This is a genomic window from Pseudohongiella sp. (assembly GCF_040877505.1).
Classification (GTDB): Bacteria; Pseudomonadota; Gammaproteobacteria; order Pseudomonadales; family Pseudohongiellaceae; genus Pseudohongiella.
Genome location: NZ_JBBDNQ010000024.1, coordinates 246,589 through 265,917, shown reverse-complemented (window position 1 = coordinate 265,917; position 19,329 = coordinate 246,589). Strand labels below are relative to the sequence as shown.

At 55.8% G+C, this 19,329-nt stretch carries 19 protein-coding genes, 1 other RNA gene and 2 pseudogenes; 7 read left to right on the top strand and 15 right to left on the bottom strand.

Features of this window, described 5'->3' with window-relative positions; genetic code table 11:
* Positions 1 to 97 precede the first annotated feature (97 nt).
* Complete coding sequence (gene recN, locus WD071_RS09515) at positions 98 to 1,783, top strand: DNA repair protein RecN (protein ID WP_368048128.1); 1,686 nt, start codon at positions 98 to 100, stop codon at positions 1,781 to 1,783.
* A gap of 43 nt (positions 1,784 to 1,826) precedes the next feature.
* On the opposite strand, the gene fur is transcribed toward recN, so the two are convergent.
* Positions 1,827 to 2,246, bottom strand: coding sequence for a ferric iron uptake transcriptional regulator (gene fur, locus WD071_RS09510; protein WP_368048127.1), 420 nt, complete (start codon positions 2,244 to 2,246; stop codon positions 1,827 to 1,829).
* A 114-nt stretch (positions 2,247 to 2,360) separates the two neighbouring features.
* Here fur and WD071_RS09505 point away from each other — a divergent pair.
* Together WD071_RS09505 and WD071_RS09500 are read left to right on the top strand one after the other, a co-directional pair.
* Positions 2,361 to 2,693 (top strand): annotated as a pseudogene (locus tag WD071_RS09505) (outer membrane protein assembly factor BamE); the annotation flags it as partial.
* Positions 2,694 to 2,784: 91 nt separating this feature from the next.
* A complete protein-coding gene (locus WD071_RS09500) occupies positions 2,785 to 3,279 on the top strand; it encodes a Fur family transcriptional regulator (protein WP_368048126.1) in 495 nt (164 codons plus the stop codon).
* A 20-nt stretch (positions 3,280 to 3,299) separates the two neighbouring features.
* Here the strand turns inward: WD071_RS09500 and WD071_RS09495 are convergent, their stop codons facing one another.
* The 6 genes and pseudogenes from WD071_RS09495 to WD071_RS09470 form a co-directional block, all read right to left on the bottom strand.
* On the bottom strand, positions 3,300 to 3,821 hold the full coding sequence (locus WD071_RS09495) for a hypothetical protein (protein ID WP_368048125.1): 522 nt from the start codon (positions 3,819 to 3,821) through the stop codon (positions 3,300 to 3,302).
* Positions 3,822 to 3,942: 121 nt separating this feature from the next.
* Positions 3,943 to 4,923: an ArsA family ATPase gene (locus WD071_RS09490; RefSeq protein WP_368048124.1), complete on the bottom strand. Its 981-nt coding sequence runs from the start codon at positions 4,921 to 4,923 to the stop codon at positions 3,943 to 3,945.
* Positions 4,914 to 5,195, bottom strand: a complete 282-nt coding sequence (locus WD071_RS09485; protein ID WP_368048123.1) for a cory-CC-star protein — start codon at positions 5,193 to 5,195, stop codon at positions 4,914 to 4,916. Before WD071_RS09485 ends, WD071_RS09490 begins: the two co-directional genes overlap by 10 nt.
* Before the next feature lie 89 nt (positions 5,196 to 5,284).
* A pseudogene (locus WD071_RS09480) lies at positions 5,285 to 5,596 on the bottom strand (RnfH family protein); the annotation flags it as partial.
* Positions 5,593 to 6,036: a type II toxin-antitoxin system RatA family toxin gene (locus WD071_RS09475; RefSeq protein WP_368048122.1), complete on the bottom strand. Its 444-nt coding sequence runs from the start codon at positions 6,034 to 6,036 to the stop codon at positions 5,593 to 5,595. The gene WD071_RS09475 and the pseudogene WD071_RS09480, both read right to left, overlap by 4 nt.
* An 8-nt stretch (positions 6,037 to 6,044) precedes the next feature.
* The gene (locus WD071_RS09470; protein ID WP_368048121.1) at positions 6,045 to 7,475 is read right to left on the bottom strand and encodes a sodium-dependent transporter; all 1,431 of its coding nucleotides are present in this window, start codon (positions 7,473 to 7,475) and stop codon (positions 6,045 to 6,047) included.
* Between the two features lie 287 nt (positions 7,476 to 7,762).
* On the opposite strand from WD071_RS09470, the gene smpB reads away from it, so the two are divergent.
* The 3 genes from smpB to ssrA all read left to right on the top strand — a co-directional run bounded on the left by smpB (position 7,763) and on the right by ssrA (position 9,337).
* Complete coding sequence (smpB, locus tag WD071_RS09465; protein ID WP_368048120.1) at positions 7,763 to 8,245, top strand: SsrA-binding protein SmpB; 483 nt, start codon at positions 7,763 to 7,765, stop codon at positions 8,243 to 8,245.
* Between the two features lie 7 nt (positions 8,246 to 8,252).
* Complete coding sequence (locus WD071_RS09460) at positions 8,253 to 8,900, top strand: HAD family hydrolase (protein ID WP_368048119.1); 648 nt, start codon at positions 8,253 to 8,255, stop codon at positions 8,898 to 8,900.
* Positions 8,901 to 8,970: 70 nt separating this feature from the next.
* Positions 8,971 to 9,337, top strand: a transfer-messenger RNA (tmRNA) gene (gene ssrA / locus WD071_RS09455).
* A 60-nt stretch (positions 9,338 to 9,397) separates the two neighbouring features.
* On the opposite strand, the gene WD071_RS09450 is transcribed toward ssrA, so the two are convergent.
* Positions 9,398 to 9,925, bottom strand: coding sequence for an NUDIX hydrolase (locus WD071_RS09450; RefSeq protein WP_368048118.1), 528 nt, complete (start codon positions 9,923 to 9,925; stop codon positions 9,398 to 9,400).
* 180 nt (positions 9,926 to 10,105) lie between these two features.
* Here WD071_RS09450 and WD071_RS09445 point away from each other — a divergent pair, with 180 nt between their 5' ends.
* Complete coding sequence (locus tag WD071_RS09445; protein ID WP_368048117.1) at positions 10,106 to 10,978, top strand: glycosyltransferase family 2 protein; 873 nt, start codon at positions 10,106 to 10,108, stop codon at positions 10,976 to 10,978.
* Here the strand turns inward: WD071_RS09445 and WD071_RS09440 are convergent.
* The 7 genes from WD071_RS09440 to WD071_RS09410 all read right to left on the bottom strand — a co-directional run bounded on the left by WD071_RS09440 (position 10,938) and on the right by WD071_RS09410 (position 19,303).
* A complete protein-coding gene (locus WD071_RS09440; RefSeq protein WP_368048116.1) occupies positions 10,938 to 11,834 on the bottom strand; it encodes a glycosyltransferase family 2 protein in 897 nt (298 codons plus the stop codon). The genes WD071_RS09445 and WD071_RS09440 overlap by 41 nt on opposite strands.
* 34 nt (positions 11,835 to 11,868) lie before the next feature.
* The gene (locus WD071_RS09435) at positions 11,869 to 12,840 is read right to left on the bottom strand and encodes a DUF6492 family protein (RefSeq protein WP_368048115.1); all 972 of its coding nucleotides are present in this window, start codon (positions 12,838 to 12,840) and stop codon (positions 11,869 to 11,871) included.
* Positions 12,840 to 14,102, bottom strand: a complete 1,263-nt coding sequence (locus tag WD071_RS09430) for an O-antigen ligase family protein (RefSeq protein ID WP_368048114.1) — start codon at positions 14,100 to 14,102, stop codon at positions 12,840 to 12,842. Before WD071_RS09430 ends, WD071_RS09435 begins: the two co-directional genes overlap by 1 nt.
* 88 nt (positions 14,103 to 14,190) lie before the next feature.
* Positions 14,191 to 15,231, bottom strand: coding sequence for a nucleoside monophosphate kinase (locus tag WD071_RS09425; RefSeq protein ID WP_368048113.1), 1,041 nt, complete (start codon positions 15,229 to 15,231; stop codon positions 14,191 to 14,193).
* Between the two features lie 48 nt (positions 15,232 to 15,279).
* On the bottom strand, positions 15,280 to 17,337 hold the full coding sequence (locus WD071_RS09420; RefSeq protein WP_368048112.1) for a 3'-5' exonuclease: 2,058 nt from the start codon (positions 17,335 to 17,337) through the stop codon (positions 15,280 to 15,282).
* A 154-nt stretch (positions 17,338 to 17,491) separates the two neighbouring features.
* Positions 17,492 to 17,881: a hypothetical protein gene (locus WD071_RS09415; RefSeq protein WP_368048111.1), complete on the bottom strand. Its 390-nt coding sequence runs from the start codon at positions 17,879 to 17,881 to the stop codon at positions 17,492 to 17,494.
* Positions 17,882 to 17,911: 30 nt separating this feature from the next.
* Positions 17,912 to 19,303, bottom strand: a complete 1,392-nt coding sequence (locus tag WD071_RS09410) for an amidohydrolase family protein (protein WP_368048110.1) — start codon at positions 19,301 to 19,303, stop codon at positions 17,912 to 17,914.
* Positions 19,304 to 19,329 lie beyond the last annotated feature (26 nt).

Below are 19,329 nucleotides of genomic sequence, written 5' to 3'. Positions count from 1 at the left end.
TCTGCTCAATATGGGGACGGCATGATATGATTCAAGTCCTTTCACGGATTCAATTAATCGTGTCAAACATCAGCGACCGGACTATATTAAGAACACTATGCTGACACATCTCTCCATTCGCAATTACGCCATCGCTGAACAGCTCGACATCGAGTTCAGGGCTGGCATGACAGCCATTACCGGGGAAACCGGGGCCGGCAAGTCCATTATTCTGGGTGCACTGGGTCTGGCGCTTGGCGACAGGGCTGATCGGGACGTGGTGCGCAGTGGCAGCGAACGCGCCGACATCAGCGCCGAATTCGATGTCGGCAGGCTGCCGCTGGCCCGCCAATGGTTAAGCGAGCATGAACTGACAGCCGACGACGATACCAGCCTGTGCCTGTTGAGACGCAGCGTTGGCGCCGATGGTCGTTCGCGCGCCTGGATCAACAACACCCAGGTCACGCTACAGGCCATGACTGCGCTGGGCAGCGTGCTGATGGATATTCACAGCCAGCACGAGCATCACTCACTGCTGCAAAAACCAACCCAGCAAATGCTGCTCGACGACTTTGGTGGCCAACAGCCACGCGTTCAGCAGCTCAGACACATCAGCGAGCAATGGAAACAGTACAATAAACAACTGGAAGCGTTACAAACTGCGCTCAATGAGCAGGCCGCGCAAAACGAACTGGCACGCTATCAGCTCTCCGAGCTGGAGGAGCTGGCGCTGGGCGAAACCGAGCTGGCGGCGCTGGAACAGGAACTGGACAGTCTCAGCAATGCCGAATCCCGTATCGTCGGTATGCGAGCACTGCTGCAACTGTGTCGCGAAGATGATGACAGCAACATCAGCCAGAGCCTGCATCAGGCCCTGAGCCTGTTGCGGCAGAGCGGCGCCGGCAAAACGCTGGCAAACGTGGAGGAGATGCTGAACACGGCCGTGATCCAGATTGATGAAGCCGCCAGTGAACTGAACCGGCAGCTGGACCAGATAGAAATCAACCCGGCTCGCCTGGAAGAACTCAACGCCAGGCTGGCCAGCATTCATCAATTGGCGCGCAAACACAAAGTCCGTCCGGAGGAACTGGCGGCCTTGCAGCAGCAACTCGAAGATCAACTGGCCGCCGCCTCCCAAAACACAGAGACCATCGACGCATTGCAACAGCAAACCCAGGCCCTGCAGCAAGACTGGCTGAAACTTGCTCGCGAGCTCAGCAGCCAGCGCCAGCAGGCTGCCCGCAAGCTGACCAAAGCCGTCAATGAACAACTGGGTGCGCTGGGCATGGCAGATGCCAGACTCAGCATCGAATTGCAAAGCACTGACAGCAACAAACCCCAGGCCCACGGCCTTGAACAGGTGGAATTTCTGATCAGCACCAACCCGGGCCAGCCTGCTAAGGCACTGGCCAGAATTGCCTCGGGTGGCGAGCTGTCGCGCATCAGTCTGGCTATTCAGGTCATCACGGCGATGACGTCAGACACGCCCAGCCTGGTATTTGACGAAGTAGATGTGGGCATAGGTGGCGGGGTTGCGCGCGTGGTGGGCAAGCTGTTAAAGCAACTGGGCACGCGCAGCCAGGTATTGTGCGTAACCCACCAGCCCCTGGTGGCAAGTCTGGCCAATCAGCATCTGTTGGTGAGCAAGGAAGCCAGCGCAAAATCCACCAGGAGCCGGATCTATCAACTGAATGAGGAGGAACGCTTGCAGGAGATCGCCCGCATGCTGGGAGGGGATTCCGATGGCCCGACCATCAGCAGCGAAGCGCTTGCTCATGCCCGGGAATTAACCGCCAGCGCCTGACAGGGCCTGAAACCTCGTCAGGCATCCGGCAAACCGGATATTATCAGGCTTTCTGACATTCGGCGCAGATGCCGTAAAGATAAAGGCTATGGTCGGTAATTTCGAAGCCGAAATTGGCAGCAATCTTGTCCTGCCGATTTTCTATCACTTCGTCGAAAAATTCTTCCACCAGGCCGCATTTGCTGCAAACCAGGTGATCGTGGTGCTCCACCGTGGTCAGCTCAAACACGGAATGACCACCCTCAAAGCGGTGTCGCATGACCAGACCGGCCGACTCGAACTGGGTCAGCACCCGATAGACTGTCGCCAGCCCCACTTCTTCGCCCGCATCAATCAGCGCCTTGTACACATCTTCTGCGCTGAGATGACGGGTCTCAGAGTGCTCCAGTAACTGCAGGATTTTCACACGGGGCAAGGTTACCTTGAGTCCCGCTTTGCGTAATTCCTGATTTTCAGCAGACATATTGTTTCTCTTGAATGTGATACGGGCTGTTTTACCCTAAGCAATTGCTAGGGTATTATGCACACTAATGTTGGCAGATGAAAGTTCAGCCCTACACAACATCAGGTGCATTAAATGCTCAGATCCCTAGTATTGCTTGTTGCGACCCTGACCATCGCAGCCTGTTCAACCATCCGCGTACCGCAGTTTCCCGGTGTCTATAAAATAGATATTGCTCAGGGCAATATCATCACCCAGGAAATGATCGATCAACTCGAACCCGGCATGACACGCCGGCAGGTTGTCTTTGTCATGGGCACTCCGCTGGTCCGCGACCCCTACAATCAGGATCGCTGGGACTATGTCTTCAATTATCAGCCAGGCGGCGGTGTGCGCGGCCAGGAGCGCATGACCCTGTTTTTTGACAATGATCTGCTGAGCCGCTTTGAAGGTGATTTCGAACCTGGCGAAGATGCGGCCTGGTCAAACCGTGAAACCAGCGCTGGCGGCAGCGAGAGTAACTCCTGAGACAACAACGCTAAACCTCACCGGGAATCTGATGCGTACCGAAGCCCACCCCACAACAAACCAGAATGTCACCAGCGTCCTGGATCAGGCTCAAACTATCTGTGCCGAGCAAGGCGCACGGCTGACAGAAAAAAGACGGCGGGTGCTGCAAGTGGTGCTGGAATCGTCCGAACCCCTGTCTGCCTATCAGATAGCTGACCAGTATCGGGATCAGCACGGCCAGACCCTGTCAGTGATGTCGGTGTACCGGATGCTGAACTTTCTCAAAGACAACGAACTCGTCCATAGACTGGAAACCACCAACCAGTATCTGCCGTGCTCGCACATTACCTGCAAACACGACCATGAAGTGCCGCAGTTCCTGATCTGCGACAACTGTCATGGCGTGAATGAGGTGGGTATCCGAAAGGAGATCCTGAACGAGCTGAGCGCCAATATCGAAGACACCGGCTTTACGCTGGCCCGGCAGCAAATCGAATTTCACGGCATTTGCAACAGCTGTCAGCAGGACAACTCAAGGAGCTGAACTTGCCGGTTTTGGGTACCCTACAGGGATACCCTGGGTGATTCGGTCATCTGATCCAACATGGGCAGATCTGACGCGAATTCGCGGTGACATGATTCACAGGTTTCAATCAACTGACCGCCCGCCCGCTGCATCAGCGCAACATTCCGGCTGCGTACCGCATTGACTGCGCGAATACCGTCCTGCTCCAACTGGGCAGCAAGCCTTTGCCATTCCGGATCAGCCACCCATTCTGCATCCATCGGCCCGGTACCCGCTGCCTGCATCAACCCGCCGCCAACCTGCACCTGAAACGCCAGGTGTTCCAGTTCACGCCAGTCATTTTCGTTTTGCGGGTCATTCCACCTCACAGTCCAGGACGGGTCGGTGGCCTTGTTGACCATCGCCACCATCACATCATTCAGACTGACCGGCAGAGAAGGTCCCTGATTGGCAGCCTGAGAGCCTGGCCCGTTTTCGCTGCAGGCGGCCAGCGCTGCCAGCGCCAATGCCACTACCAAACCTTTGCCCACTTTGTTGCCCATTTTTGTACCGCTCTGCATCGCATCACCCCTGTATCGTTGTTATTACTTTAATTTCAGATTGTTATGCTACGCCCATCGCCAGTCCCAGACAATCACAAATGCGTGACGTCTCCGTGAATCGCTGATCGCTGATAGCTGATCAGAAGCTCGCCGCAAACGCCCGCAGCGCATCCACGCCCAACACATCATGCGCAGCCAGCTGCAAATCCTGACGCGGAAGATGCGCCAGCTTCTGTTTCAGCGTTGCCAGATGAATGTCTTCCTGTTCGCGGCGATCCGCCAGAAAACCCTGCATGCCCTCGGGCAACCGTTTATTAACGACCAGACCGGCAACATCAACGCTGGCACGCTGCAACTGAGCATACAACTCGATGGTTTCAAGCACCGGCAAGCGCTCTGCTGCCAACACAATGACAAACCCGGTCTGTTGCTGGTCTGACAAGGCGTCACGCAAGCCGGCAAACCGTTGCTTGCGGCGATTCAGCAAACGCCGAATGCGGCTTTCCCGATCTTGCTCGCCATCGTCGGATTCATCACCCAGCATTTTGTCGCCGACAGTGCTGTCCCGGTTCAGGCTGTTGAGCACGGCGCTAAACCGGTCCGCTTTGTCCCGGCGCTTGATCAGACCATCTGTCCACGCCGACATCATTTCGGGCAACGCCATCAGGCGTGCCGTATGTCCCGATGGCGCGGTATCAAACACAATCAGATCGTAGTCAGCTGCCCGCTCAACCACTTCGGCTATACGCTCCAGCATCGCTGCTTCCTGCATGCCCGGCGCGTCGCGAGACAATTCCATATGTTTGTCTACTTCACCACTCAGGTGCGCCGGCATCAATTTGCGCAATGCTCGTGTGACTTCATCCAGGTGCTGCCTGACCGTCTGTTCGGGGTCCAGTTCCAGGCCGTCGAGCCCTGGTGCCAGTTTCACCGGCGCCGATCCGACCGTCCGGTTGAACAGATGCCCCAGGTTATGGGCCGGATCGGTTGATACCAGCAATACCTTCTTACCTGTATCAGCTGCGGCAACTGCCAGCGCAGCCGACACGGTGGTTTTGCCAACACCACCTTTACCACCAAAAAAAAGGATACGACGATTTGCGATTAGTTCTAACAACATGAAATATGATCCAGTGGCGAGCGCTCCATACCCATGCGGCGATGCCAGTCGTGAAACCGGTCATAAGCCACCGGCAACAGCTCAAGTGTATAAAACGCGGCCGGATTGGGCACCCCCAGCGACTCGGAGAAAACCATCAACATGAACAGGTCATCCTCATCACGCTGGGCGCGTGCGAACGATTGCCGGTACGGCGCGACATAGAATTCACGCAAACCCTTTTCCAGCCGGGTAAAAAAAGTTTTGGTACTGCCTGACTTTTTAACTGTCATCTCTCAACCTGTGTCGATGGTTCTGCTTTGTTGTTCGCCTGCATCTTCTTGTTGCCGGGCGCTTTGTGCTGTTGCCCCTGCTGTGTGGCCTTGCGTTGCTCACGCGCCTTGAACCGTGCCGCACGCAGCAAGCGCGCCTGTTTGGGATCCAGCTGCAAAGGTCGGTAGATCTCGACCCGGTCATGATCACGCAGCACATAGTCTGTCGGCAACGGGGCTGCACGTCCGTCCAGCAGGCGCGAAAAAATGCCCATGGACACTGTCGACAGATCCAGGCCATCCACCTGGTCAGCAATGCCCGACATTTGCACCGCCTGCATCGCAGTGGCGCCCTCCTCCAGCTGCAATGGTATCAGGATCTGTCTGTCTGGCAGGGCATATGCCACCTCAACACAAATCATCCTGCCGGTCTCCCGTACAGGGCATGAGCGCGATTTACCAACGCGTCCACCAGGGTATTGGCCGAATGCTGAAACAGTTTTTCCATGGCCATGCCAAGCAAGCCACCGGCCCACTCAAACTCCATGCGCAAACTGACTTTACAGGCATCATCTGCCAGTGCATCAAAGCGCCATGTGGCACCGAATTTTCTGAAAGGGCCTTCAAGCAGGCTCATATCCATCGATTCGCCCGGCACAAGATCATTGCGCGTGGTAAATGTATAGCGCATACCCGCCTTGCCCAGGGTCAGTTTGCCCACTACTTCGTTGTCGGTGCGGCTCAGCACTTCGGCAGACTGACAGCCATGCATGAAGGCCGGATACTGCTCAATATCGTCTACCAGGGCATACATTTGCGCTGCCGAATAGTTCACCAGCGCACTGCGCTCTATCGTTACCATAACTCAGCTCAGGACGCGAAAAAGCGCAGCAGGTCTACAGCAAAATACTTTTGCGCAACCGAATTGATAAATACAAACAACAGCACCACCGGCACAAAGGTCCGCAGCGAAAAGCCCAGATATCGCGACAAGGCAGAGTTACGAAAACCGGCATCACCCGTGGCAAGTTCTGCCATGAAACCATCGCGCCAGCGCCAGGCACAAATCACACAGGCGAAGAAACCGACCAGGGGTAATATGACCTCTGAGAAGGTGTCGGCGATCAGATCAAAGAAGGACTTCTGCCCGCCACCGTAAGGAATGAAATCGGTCAGGAAGCCCGACATGCCAAAGGACAGCGCCGCCAGCACGGCAAAAGATGTCACCAGCGCCGCCTGCACCAGAACGGCTTTGCGGCGCGAATAACACAGCTCATCGATCATGTACGAGATCGGAATCTCCAGTATCGACACCAGAGAGGTCATGGCAGCAAAAAACACCAGGGCAAAAAACACCGCAGCCGCAGTGCTGGCTCCCCAGTAGCCGACGACTTCCTGCATGGACAGGAATATTTGTGGCAGGTAGCTGAAAATCAGGCCGATACTGCTGCTGGACAGATCATCCGGATTGGTTGCCGGGTTGAATGCAAAGATTGCCGGCAGGATCAACAGACCCGCCAGGAACGCCACACTGGTATCCGCGACTGCCACCATACGGCCGGAATTTATGATTCTGTCCTCACGACTGAAGTACGAACCATAGGTAATCATGATCCCCATCCCCAGCGACAGCGAGAAGAAGGCCTGGTTCAGAGCAGCACTGATCACCGCGCCATCAAGCCGGCTGAAGTCCGGCACCAGGTAGTAGCGCACACCCAGCATGGCATCATCCAGGGTCATGACAAAGATGATCAAGCCCACCAGCATCACTGCCAGCGTCGGCATCAGGACCCGCGCCATCCGCTCGATACCGCCCTTGACGCCGCCCAGCAGCACACCGAATACCGCCACTTGCAGCAGCACAAACCAGGGAAAAATCGACGGCGATCCGATCATTTCACCAAAGGCGGCCGGCTCGGCAAGTTCGCTCAGGTCGCCGGTGGCCGCGCGAAACAGATATATCAGAATCCATACCGTCACCACGGTATAAAATACCGCGATCATGAATGGGGTCAAAATTGCCAGTTTGCCCGCCCAGCGCCAGCCCCGATGTCCGCCAGACAGTGCGGAAAATGCGCCAACCGGATTACGCTGGGAATGACGCCCCATGGCTATCTCTGCCAGCAGCACCGGAAAGCAGATCAGTGCCACGAACATCACGTAGACAATCAGAAAGACCGCGCCACCGTTTTTGGACGCCATTACCGGAAATGCGACCAGGTTGCCCAGACCCACAGCGGAACCCGCTGCGGCCAGGATAAATCCCAGACGTGAACTAAACTGACCGCGCTCTGCCGACATACTATCCTCACTGTATTATTGTTGGGTCTGCCAGCTATTGGATCTGCCCGTCAGATCCCGGAATCAGGCAGCCATGACATACTGTATTAGCATGCCGTACCAGCCTGCCACCACTCACGATAATGGCAGGTCATCGCCATAAAGCGCCTAGAATGCCTTGCCGACGGTCATCCTGTCCACTGCCAGCGTGCGTGGCGACTGGCTTTTTAACGCCCGAATTGTAGCAACCGCAAATTTAGCCGGTCAATTTGAGCGACCGTAGCTGATTCAAGGTATAATCCGCCCCCATGAGCAAAGCAAAGAAATCCAAAGCCCCCGATACAACCATTATCCGCAACAAAAAAGCGCTGCACGATTTTTTCGTGGAAGAATCTTTTGAAGCAGGCATGGCGCTGGAAGGCTGGGAAGTGAAAAGTCTGCGTGAGAAAAAAGCGCAATTGGTAGACAGCTACGTCGTGCTCAAAGACGGCGAAGCGTTTCTGCTGGGTTGTCATATCAACCCGCTGAACAGTGCCAGTACGCATGTGATTGCAGACCCCGACCGCACCAAAAAGCTGCTGCTGAACAAAAGGGAACTGGCAAAGCTGTTCTCCAGCGTGCAACAGAAGGGCCACACCTGTGTCGCCACCAAGCTTTACTGGAAAGGCCATCTGATCAAATGTCAGGTGTCACTGGCCAAAGGTAAAAAAGACCATGACAAGCGCGAGACCGAAAAGGATCGCGAATGGCAGATCGAGAAACAACGTATCGTCCGCCAAAAAAACCGGTAATCCGTTTATGCGCATTAAAGCCGCCATCTTTGACTGGGATGGCACCGTCGTCGACTCCATCGAACATATTTCAAGCTGTCTGCACCATGCGGCCACCAGCATCGGGTACCCGGCGCTGGAGCGCTCCGCCTACAGCAATATCATCGGCCTGGGCCTGGTTGAAGCACTCAGAACGCTTTACCCCACCATCACCAGTGACGACATGGTTGCCATGCGCGATGCCTACAGCACGCAATTCATGGCAACGTCGGCCACAGCCCAAAAGGTCTTTCCCGGCATCACCGACATTCTGCAGGACCTGCACAGCAGCGGCCGCCACTGCGCAGTGGCCACTGGCAAAAGCCGCCGCGGCCTGGACCGTGCCCTGGAGCACAGTCAGCTGGGGCACTGGTTTCACGTCACCCGCTGCGCCGACGAAACCCGCTCCAAGCCCGATCCCAGCATGCTGGCCGAGATTCTGGCGCACCTGAAACTGGAACCATCTGAAGCCGTCATGATCGGTGATACCAGTTACGACCTGGAAATGGCTGCCAACATCGGCATGCCCTCCATTGGCGTGCCCTGGGGGGCCCACTCTCGCGATGTGCTGGCACGCTGCAAGCCCATCAAGGTTGTGAATAGTGTTGCCGAATTGCGGGATTTGTTAGGCGCCTGAGTCGCCCTTGAAATAAATAGGCCCGGCCGCATGTCTTATAGTGTGCTATGCTACACGTGTAAAACACATTGGGGGCGATCAGGATTCGACGCCGGTATCAAACTCCAAGGTGCATGTCGAGAGGGTAGTAACTCTCGTAAATCAATTACTGCAACTTCTTATAGTTGCCAACGACGAAAGCTACGCACTAGCCGCTTAAGAACTAAGTTAGGTTAGCGGTCGCCCCGGGATGCCTGTAAACCGGTGTATTGCGACTGTCATATAGAACAGGATCGCCAGTGGATCGCGCTCGACGTGAAGCGGTTAAAAGTATCGAGCTCGCCCAAGCCACCCTGCTCGTCGGGCCGGTACGGGTTAACTTAATAGACGACGCTAAACATGTAGATCCAAGGACAGAGAGCTGGCGGACGGGGGTTCAAATCCCCCCGCCTCCACCAATCAAAAAAGAAGGGCCATCGCCGCAAGGTGATGGCCCTTCTTTTTTGAACCCCGCCACGCTAAGCAACCACAACCAACTCACTTGCAATTTTCTCCAGCATAAAAGTCTCCCGTTGAATCGACTGCCCCATGGACTTTTCCTGCCGACTCATCACCTGGCGATTATGCTTGACCGCCTCGCTCACCGACACCCAGACCGGTCTCATGCCATTGGCAACCTCGTAACTTTCCATGCGCACTTCCGCCAGCTCCGGGGCCACATCACAGACAAAAAAGTGCGAGGTCATATGCATCAGGTCGTACTCGGGTTTCCAGTGCGGCCGGTATTCCTCAATGAAGCCATAGTGCTGCTTAACCTGAACATCGCGGGCACCGGTTTCTTCTTCCAGCTCCCGCTTCAGCGCCACGGTAATATCTTCTGACTCATCAACGCCGCCACCCGGCAGACTGAAATCATTGTAACGTTCGGTGAACAGCAGCAGGATGTTATCCTCGCGCAGCACGATACCCCGGGCGGCATGCCGACGGAATATCCGGCCTTCCCGCGTGAGGAGTTCAGGGTGAATGAGTTCTTTCAGAAGTTTCATGGCGAAAGTCCGGGCGGCGGCTACAAAAAATCGCGATTCTACCGATGTATCAGAAACATTTCACCCTCCGCAGACCTCATCCGATGACCACCGAAGACGATTTTCACAGGCAAATCAGCCCATCCGTCGTCCTGCAATGTTACAATCCGCGCGGCGAAACTGTCGCTGAGAGGTCCTGCGGTGAAACTGTCCGTTGTCATATCCACCTACAATTCTCCTGAATGGCTGACAAAAGTCCTGTGGGGCTATTCCCGGCAAACCCACGCGGACTTCGAGCTTATCATTGCCGATGATGGCTCGGCGGCAGCCACACGCGAGTGCATAGATCAACTCCGCGAAGAAACCGGCATGACAATCAAGCACGTCTGGCAACCCGACGAGGGATTCCGGAAATGCCGCATTCTGAACCTTGCCACCCTGCAGGCGGAAGCCGACTACGTTGTTTACACCGACGGTGATTGCATTCCGCGGCGGGACTTTCTGGCTGTGCATGCCGCCGAAGCAACGCCGGGGTATTTTTTATCAGGCGGCTACCACAAGCTGCCCATGGACGTGAGCCGGGCAATCAGCAGGGAGGATATTCTCAGTGGCCGTTGCTTTGATTTGCGCTGGCTTAGGGATCAAGGCCTGCCTGCCAGTTACCGGAACAGCAAACTGACTGCCGGTCCGCGCAGGGCCCGTCTTTTCAACCTGGCTACCCCGACGCGCTGTCGCTTTAAGGGATCCAATGGATCGGCCTGGTTAAACGATATACTCGCTGTTAATGGTTTTGATGAACGCATGCCCTGGGGCGGCGAGGACCGGGAATTCGGCGTACGCCTGATCAATGCAGGTATCAAACCAAGGCATGTGCGCTACAACGCGATTGTCATTCACCTGGATCACGCCCGAAGTTATCGGGACGAAAGCATTGTCAGGCAAAACAGAGTTCTGCGTGAAGCCAACGAGAAAAACCGGGTCACCTGGACGGATCACGGCATCAGCCAGCACCAGAATGAAAATGCGAGCCAGCTCAAGGCAACAGCCGCCGCAGTGTCAACTCCAGACTGTTGAGTTTTTTTAACCAGCGGCTGTCCTGCAGCGGATAATATGCCCAGGGCTGGCTCAGATCCGGCTCGGTGTTGGCCAGGTAATCCTCGGCAAATGGCAGTTGCTCGGGTCGCCGCTGTTTCAGCATGCGGATTTGCTCAGCATTCAGTGTCGCAAACGGGTACAAGCCGCATTTCCTGCGCGCCTCAGCAATCTTCAGGGCCAGCGTTTTACGTTTTCCCCGATAGGCCGGCACTTCCGGCAGCCACATGACAAAGGGGGAAAACAGATGCCCCATCGGGCCAAACAGTTGCGCCGCCTGACGGTCGTTGGCCGGTTCACTGTGCGCAAACTGCCAGCCTGCCGCCTGCAATCGCGCTGGTTGTGTCACCAGAATATCGGAGTAATGCACGCCGGCGCTTTGCCCTGCCGGTGCCCTCAGGTACACCTGTGACTGCGAATCGAAGCGCAGCGTGTCCACATCCCGCTGTCGCGTAGCGCCCTTCAGGAAACAGGGCTGCAGAAACGCCGACTGTGGGTTATCACGAAAATAATCCTGCATGGCAGGCACATCGTCCGCCTCCAGCGGTCGTACCATCTGCATGTCATCCTGCAGCGTCAACATCAGGGGTTCATCAACAAACTTCTCCAGTGCCAACTGCATATTGGCATACAGGCCTCCGTGTTTGCGGCCAGCTGAACTCTGGGCATGAAGGACCTGATGTCGGCGCGCAATAGTCTCCAGTGTGCTGACTGTTTCCGCGTCCTGACTGCCATCATCGATCACACAGATCTTCCAGTCCGGCGCACAGCGCTCAACCGAGGACACACAATGCTGCAGAAAACGCCCTCGATTAAATGAAAAAATGCAGACAATCATGATACGCCCCAACGGCAGTCAAAAAAGTGATGACTCACAACAATTGATACAGGTCATCGGTAAAACGCCGGGCATCCCAGCGTTGACGACCGCTACTTTGCGAGTGCACGGTGATGAAACGGGTCTCAGGCCTGCGCAGTTGCAGTTCAATCTCGTCGAGAAGACGTTTTGAGTCGCTGGTATCAAAGATATAGTGCAACCCTTCGGGTTTGATCCAATCGACGTCCACCCCCGTCCCGGGCTCTTCCCCAGACTCTCCTCGAATCTGTGCCCGGCACATCAGGAATCGTTTGTAGGTGGCAAACTCCGACCATCGGCGCGGCGGCTGTTGTACCAGCGCCAGCCACCAGGGACATTGATAATGTTCCTCCAGCCAGGCCAGCAATGCCCGCACACTGTCCACGTGCAATAAAAACGGGGTATCAAAATAGGCGTCGAAAACGCCATCAACTGTCGGCGCCTGCAGCAGACGGTCGGCCTGTTGTACCCAGTTCAGGGTTTTACCACGGAAAGCAGCCTGCTGATGTCGGTCGCTGATGCAGGCTATGGCGGGCCTGTTGATCCACGGTGCCAACTGCGCCTGGGGCGTCACGATGACGTCCGAGTCGACGATCAGTACATAGTCCGTAGCAGCACGGGCCGCGATTGCCAGTTTGCACAGCTGCTGGGTATGCCAGCCGGTATACCGGGGCCATCGGGGCCAGCCGACGGCCCGGCTGACACTGCCACTGATGCGAGTCATATGGCGTCCGCCCAGCGCTTGCCAGGCCATCGCATGGCGACGCCGAGATTCAACAACGTCTGGCAACAGTTGGGCAGTCGTCATGATATGCGAGTGCGACGACACCCTCGCGCGCAAGGCCGGCTCGTCTTCGGTTTGCACAACCGTTATGTGCTCCAGATCGGCCAGCGGGCTGCGACTCAGGGAGCGCATGAGAATCCGGTACTGCTCCAGATCTCCGGCCCAGGTAGGGGTCATCAGACTGACAGAGGGTGTTGGTGCCATCAAATACTCTCGCGCTCAGACGCCAGTGACGGATCCGCCCGCCGCGTCCAGAACCACAAAAAAATCAGCGGTAACCAGGTGAACAACCAGACAGCTTTAGCCGAGATCACCAGGGTGTGGGTGTCCGTCAGGCAAAGCATGACAACCAGCCCCCACACACCCAGCAGGTACAGCCTCTCCGTCCACGTCGCCGGCATTCTGTAAATACCATGGAGCACTGTGCCCAGCACTGCCAGCAGGATGCCCACACCCACCAGGCCGCTGTCAGCAAAGGTGCCGACAAACAGATTGTGGGCATGAAATTCTTCGTAACCGGTTGTGCGCAGGATCTCAACTCCGGCGGCGGTTTGCGCCAGATCCGTGGCCGCACCGTGACCCAGCAACACGCTACCCGGCGGGTTCTGCAGCAAGGCGGACCAAAAATCCAGCCGAAAGGATGAACCCCGCTCCAGCATGGCCTGGGTAAATTCAGACATGCCAAAAAAAAGCAATACAACGGCTGCTGACAACAGCAGACTCACGGCAGCAAAGATCAACAACTTCCAGGCGCGCTGAGTGACTGCATTGACCAGCAGACAATAGCCGCCGCCTGTCACCAGCGCCAGCAGCGGCCCCCGGCTCTGTGACATCAACAGCGCTACCACCGTTAACGCCAGCGCGGCAAAAATCAGCGCATGATCACCATAAGTCAACCGAGCCCGTTCCCGCCACAACAGGAATACACCCATGGCCAGATAAACCAGCAGCACGGAAGATGCCTGCACGGGATTGGACAGCGCCCCCAGTCCATACAGGCGCCCCGACACACCACCCGTCAAGACAAAAACAACCAGTGACGCCAGACTGCCGAGCAGCGCGCACGTCAACAGTAGGCGCCCCAGCCTGTATGGCCGGGCAAGCAGCGGCGGGATGGCAAGAAACAGGAAAATAACCAGTAGCCAGGTCTCCAGGCTCCAGCGCAGCGCCTGGCCATGCAGTGCCCAGTCAGCATTGCTGATGATCAGCGAGTTGAGCGTGGTGTACAGCAACAGCACCATGGCAAGGCGGAAAAAGCTGTCTTTGGTGTCCAGACTGATTTCCCGACGAAACAGCATCAGCAGCAGCGGCAACGCCACGGCCAGGTGAAACCAGCCCTTGAACAGATCCGGGTGCGGCGCGATTACTGACAATCCTATCCAGATCAGAAAGATGGAAGGGATTTTTTGCAGCCAGCTGGTCCTGACGTCTTTCTCGGTATAAAAATCTAAAACGCGTTTGTACACAACGGAGTCCATGATGGGTCAGGCAATCTTGAGCCACGGTCAGCGACATCATAGGCGAACCCGGATGACGCTGACCAGTACCTGACTGTCAGCTGTTTTTCGGATACGGGCGCAGACCCAGCAGAATTTCCGCTTTTTCACTCAGCGGCTGGGCCATCAACTCTGCCGGTGTGTAGGCAGCCAGCTGCTCGCGCAACAGAGCGTACACCGCTTCGCGATCCTGGCTGGTGTCCAGCTCCACACATTTGTCCTTGCTTTTGAACAGTTCAACCGTGGGCAGGGTTTCTTCCTTGAAGGTATTGAAACGCAGTTTCATGGCTTCGACGTTATCATCCGCCCGACCGGAGAATTTTGCCCGGCCCATGATGCGCTGCTCCAGTACCTCAAACGGACATTCAAAGTACAGCATGGTGGGCAGTTTGACGTCACGGCCAAACACCTCGTACCAGGCCTCCAGGTTCGACAATGAGCGGGGGAAACCGTCGATCAGAAAGTTGCGCTTGCCCGTGGTGCGGGTGGTGCGCTCCATGGCGTCCTTGAGCAGGCGCACAACAATTTCATTGGGCACCAATTTGCCCGCCGCAATGTACTCTTTAATGATTTCCATGGTCGGACCACCGGCCTGCTGTTCGGCGCGCAGCAGGTCACCGGTAGACAAGTGCGTCCAGCCCAGCTGAATCTCCGCCAGTTCACACATCGTCCCTTTGCCTGCACCAGGGCCACCCAGCACAAACACAATGTTAGGTTCGGGACAGGCCTGCCTTGGATCAACGTAAAAGATTTCGACTTTCGGCGCGGGCGCCTGGCCCATTTTGTAAACGTTCCACTCACGGTCAGTTGGTGGCAGTGCGTCATCACAGGTCAGCTCATAGGCCAGATGACCATCAAGACGGCAGATGCGCCAGGATTTGTAGCTGTTGGAATAGGATATCGCCGGGCTTCTGGCTGACTTGCCGTCGGCCCGATCCCAGGCCATTTTGCCGTTCCAGTAGCCCGGTGCCGACACCACGCCCGATTCGGATTTGGTGGGCGGAGCTTCGGAGGGCACATACAATCCATCCACCTCCGGCAGGCCGGAGCCGGATACTTCAATAAACAAGGTGTTGGGGGTGTTAGCTGCGTCAGTCATATCAGATCTCATTTTCAGGTAAATATTCAGCAAGGCGGGAGCACAAGCTCAGCCGGGCAATAACGGTGAGGGATCCCCCACACTGTACAGCGTCAACCGGTGCATGGCACGTGTACAGGCGACATACAGCAGGTTGCGGTCCATCTCGGTCTGGTAATTTTTGGCGCTGACGTCGGCGACAATCACCTGATCAAACTCCAGGCCTTTGGCCAGGTGTGCGGTGCAGATAATCACGCCGGCAGAAAAACCCGCACTACCTGCATCGAGCAGGCGCCCGTTTGCACCAGCTTCTGTCAGCGCTTTATGCAACCGGTTCGCCTGCTTCTGTGTTTTGGCAATGATCGCCAGACTTTGATGGTCGCCAGCGTTGAATGCTCTCAGGTCATCAACCATCTTCGCGACCATCTGCGCCGGACGGCTGCAAGCAATCACCTGCGGCGTGTCGCCATGGCGTTTCATCGCCTCCAGTTTTGGATTGGGTGCGATGCCCAGGGCAAACTGCATGATCTCCCAGGTGCAGCGGTAGCTCTTGTTCAGCTCTACCTGGAACGCCGAGGGCAGGCTGGCCTGAATCTGTTCGGCTGTCGAACTGCCATACGGGTTCACGGCCTGACTGGCATCACCCAGTACGGTTTTGCGACAGGAAAACAGACGCCCCAGCACCAGATATTGAACCGGGGTATAGTCCTGCATCTCGTCAATCAGCAGATGTTTGATACCAGGTCGGGGATTTTTCACGCCTTCCAGGCGCATTTTGAGATAAATCAGCGGAAACACATCGGCGTATTCCAGTCGACCGCCAGCCGGTTTGAACAATTCCGGTCGTCCAAGCCAGTCATAAAGCCCCTGATAGGCCTGGCGCAAGGTGACCTTGTGAACCATGCCTCGGATCGCCTCGCGCAGATCCTGCCGTTCATCAATCCGCAGATCGTAATTGTAATGAATACCTATCTGACTTTCGGTGGCCTTGAGCACACGTGCAATGCGTTCGGTCGTTGCGAACCCCCGGTGCTTCTGCCAGGTTTCGGCGAAAAACCAGTCCGGTACAATCTTGCGCCCGGTGCGCCATTCGGCGGCAACGAAGGAACGCTTCTCAACGATGTCCACATAGCGGCCAATCTCGTGCAGGAACTCTGGTGCGGCTTTGACGGTGATGCGCTCGCGAAGCGCCTCATCGCCGCTTTCCAACAAGCGGGTCGTCTGCTCAAAGAAGGTCTGGAAGCGATACTGCTGATCCAGCAACTCACTGGCCAGATCCTCCATGCCCATTTCGGCGACCTGCTCCTCGCCCAGTTCCGGCAGCACGTTGCCGATATAGTCGGCAAACACGCGGTTGGGCGAAATGATCAGTATGTCGTTGGAAGTCAACGTGTCCTTGAATCGATACAACAGAAAGGCAATGCGATGCAGAGCGATGGAGGTTTTGCCCGAACCGGCCACACCCTGAATCACCAGCGTGTGGGCGTCGTCATTGCGGATAATGGCATTTTGATCGCGCTGAATGGTGGCAACGATCTGTTTCATGCCCTCATCATTGCTGGCACGACTGAGCTCATCCTGCAGCACGTCATCAACAATATTGACGCCGGACTCCAGCACGAACTCCAGTTTGCCGTCGCGGATGCGCATCTGGCGTTTTAGCGTGACCTCTCCCGTTATTGTACCGGAGGGGGCCTGGTAACTTACCGGACCGGTTTCAAAATCGTAAAAGATGGACGCAATGGGCGCACGCCAGTCATAAACCAGCGTCTGGCCTGCCATCTCGTCATGGTAATGATGCACACCCACGTAGACGGCTTCGCTGGCATTTCCATTGTCTCTTTGGAAATCAAAGCGACCAAAATACGGTGAACGAATCAGTTTCAGCAATTTTTGCTGCTGTACCTTGAGCGCTTCGGCAGAATCCAGTACCTGCTCGACAGTAGAGCGCACGGCGATCTTTTCGATATGATCCATATCGCGCCGCGCTTCCCACAGATACTCCTTGCGGGACTGGATTTCCTGCGCGTATTCGGCCAGACGCTCATCAATATCTGTGAGCGTGTGCAGCATGCTCTGCTTGCAATGCTTGAGGCGGGCTGCCTCTTCAGTTTCAACGGGGGTCATGGCATCAAGGGTCATGAAAGGCGAACTACTCCAATCAAGACAGTCCGCACACACGCAAGTGTCATGCAGCAGGTCAGAATGTAAAGCCCGGTATTCTAACCCATTCACCCCATCAGTTCATCCCGGTTCTTGCCTTCCTCAGAATCATTGGCTGTCAGGTGGGTGCCCAGATACGTTTCTGGCCATAAGCGTATGAGAATAGACCCCAATAGTATGGGGCCAGAACAACAATCGTCACAGAATAGGCAACAATTGCTGTTGGACCACCAAGTTCCTGCATCATTGACTGAATGCCTGGATCAAAAACTGGAACCAGGATCAAACTAACCATCAGTAACACGAAGTAAACGCGCCAGCAGAATTCGGAAAAAAATCGCTGCTGTTTCGCCCGGCCCCAAATAGCAACGAGACCGAAGTAGGTGAGCAAAATCAATGGCAGGTCAGTGGTCAGCTGGCTGATACCATAATCACCGGACAAACTCTGCATAACCTTGTTTGTCAGGCCAAGAATGAGAATTAATGTTGTATAAATGAAGATAAGCATTTTTTTGATTCCTTTATCATCCAGTAAAACTCAGTGCGACACCTGGGCGCCCGCTTGATAAACCGCAACGATGTCTTGAGCATGGGAAATATCCTGCGTGGGGTCGCTGGCGAATACAACAAAGTCGGCCTGCAACCCGTTGGTCAGCCTGCCGGTTTGCTGCTCTTTGCCAAGCACTTTTGCGCCGTTTGCAGTGGCCAGCGCCAGCACCTGCATGGGCGTCAGGCCGGCATCAACCAGCAGCGCCATCTCCTGATGAAAGCTCACACCCGGAATCACCCAGGGATTACCCAAATCTGTGCCAACACTGAGCAGGACACCGCGGTCATGCAACTCCTTCACCAGTTTGAGAACCCTGGGCCAGACCTGCTGAGCCTGTTGATAATCATCAGCCTGCCAACCGATATTGAAGTTAAAGAACTCCCGCCAGTTCGCCAGCAGGTCAGGGTGCACCAGTTCCAGGGCCGAATTCTGCGTGACGCTCTCCTGATTGGCGAAAAAAGTGTTGTAAAAGACTATCAGCGTCGGATCGACTGCCGTTTCATGCGCCACCAGTTGGCGATAGAGTGCCTGCATCGGAGCGCTGTCGTGATCCATATACTGGTACCACTGATACCAGTTGGCATTACCCGGTTGTTGTACATTCAAAAACTCTTCGCGTGCGGTATCCGTCAGCAGATCAGGCGAAATGGGCATAGCGTGGACTAGATGATCTATTCCCAGCTCGGCGCCTGTTTGCCAGCTGAGTTGTTCAAGGTGAGCGATCACCGGCAGCTTGTAGTAGTCGGCTCGTGCAACAGCCACCGCAATCTGCGCCGCGCTCAGTTCCGTGTAGAGTTTGATGTAGTCAACGCCCATTGCCGCTTGACTGTCGATGGCCGCGATTATTTCATCGTCATTGTCAACGGCCTGGGTAAGTCCCTCAAACGGCGTGACGTTGATGATGCCGCCGGCAACAAAGGCCTGCGGACCCACGATGCTGCCGCGCCGCTGAGCATCGCGATAGGCGATATTTGCTGCGGTAACGCCGCCCGGATTGCGCACGGTAGTCACGCCGTACGCAAGCAGCTTTTCTCCATTCCAGCGACCAATATCAAGCGAGTTTGCAGCCTGCAGACTGACGGTTTCGCCATCAATTTCAAAGGTGACAGCACCCAGGCTCATGTGCGCATGGGTGTCAATAAAGCCAGCGCTGACATAACGATTATTCAGGTCAACGATGTCGGTGTCGGGTAGCATTTCAATATCGGGCTCCCCCTGCCCAACGGCAACAAAGCGGCCATCTGCTACCAACAGATAACCATTGGTGAGTATCTCTGAGCGCTCAGCGAGGATTAGTGTGGCATTTTTGTAGAGGGTTTGACTTTGAGCGACAACCAGAGCGGGCATCAACAACAGCAGACAAGTTAAAAGCAGGCGCATGGTAAAAATTCCTGTATCGGCTTAAT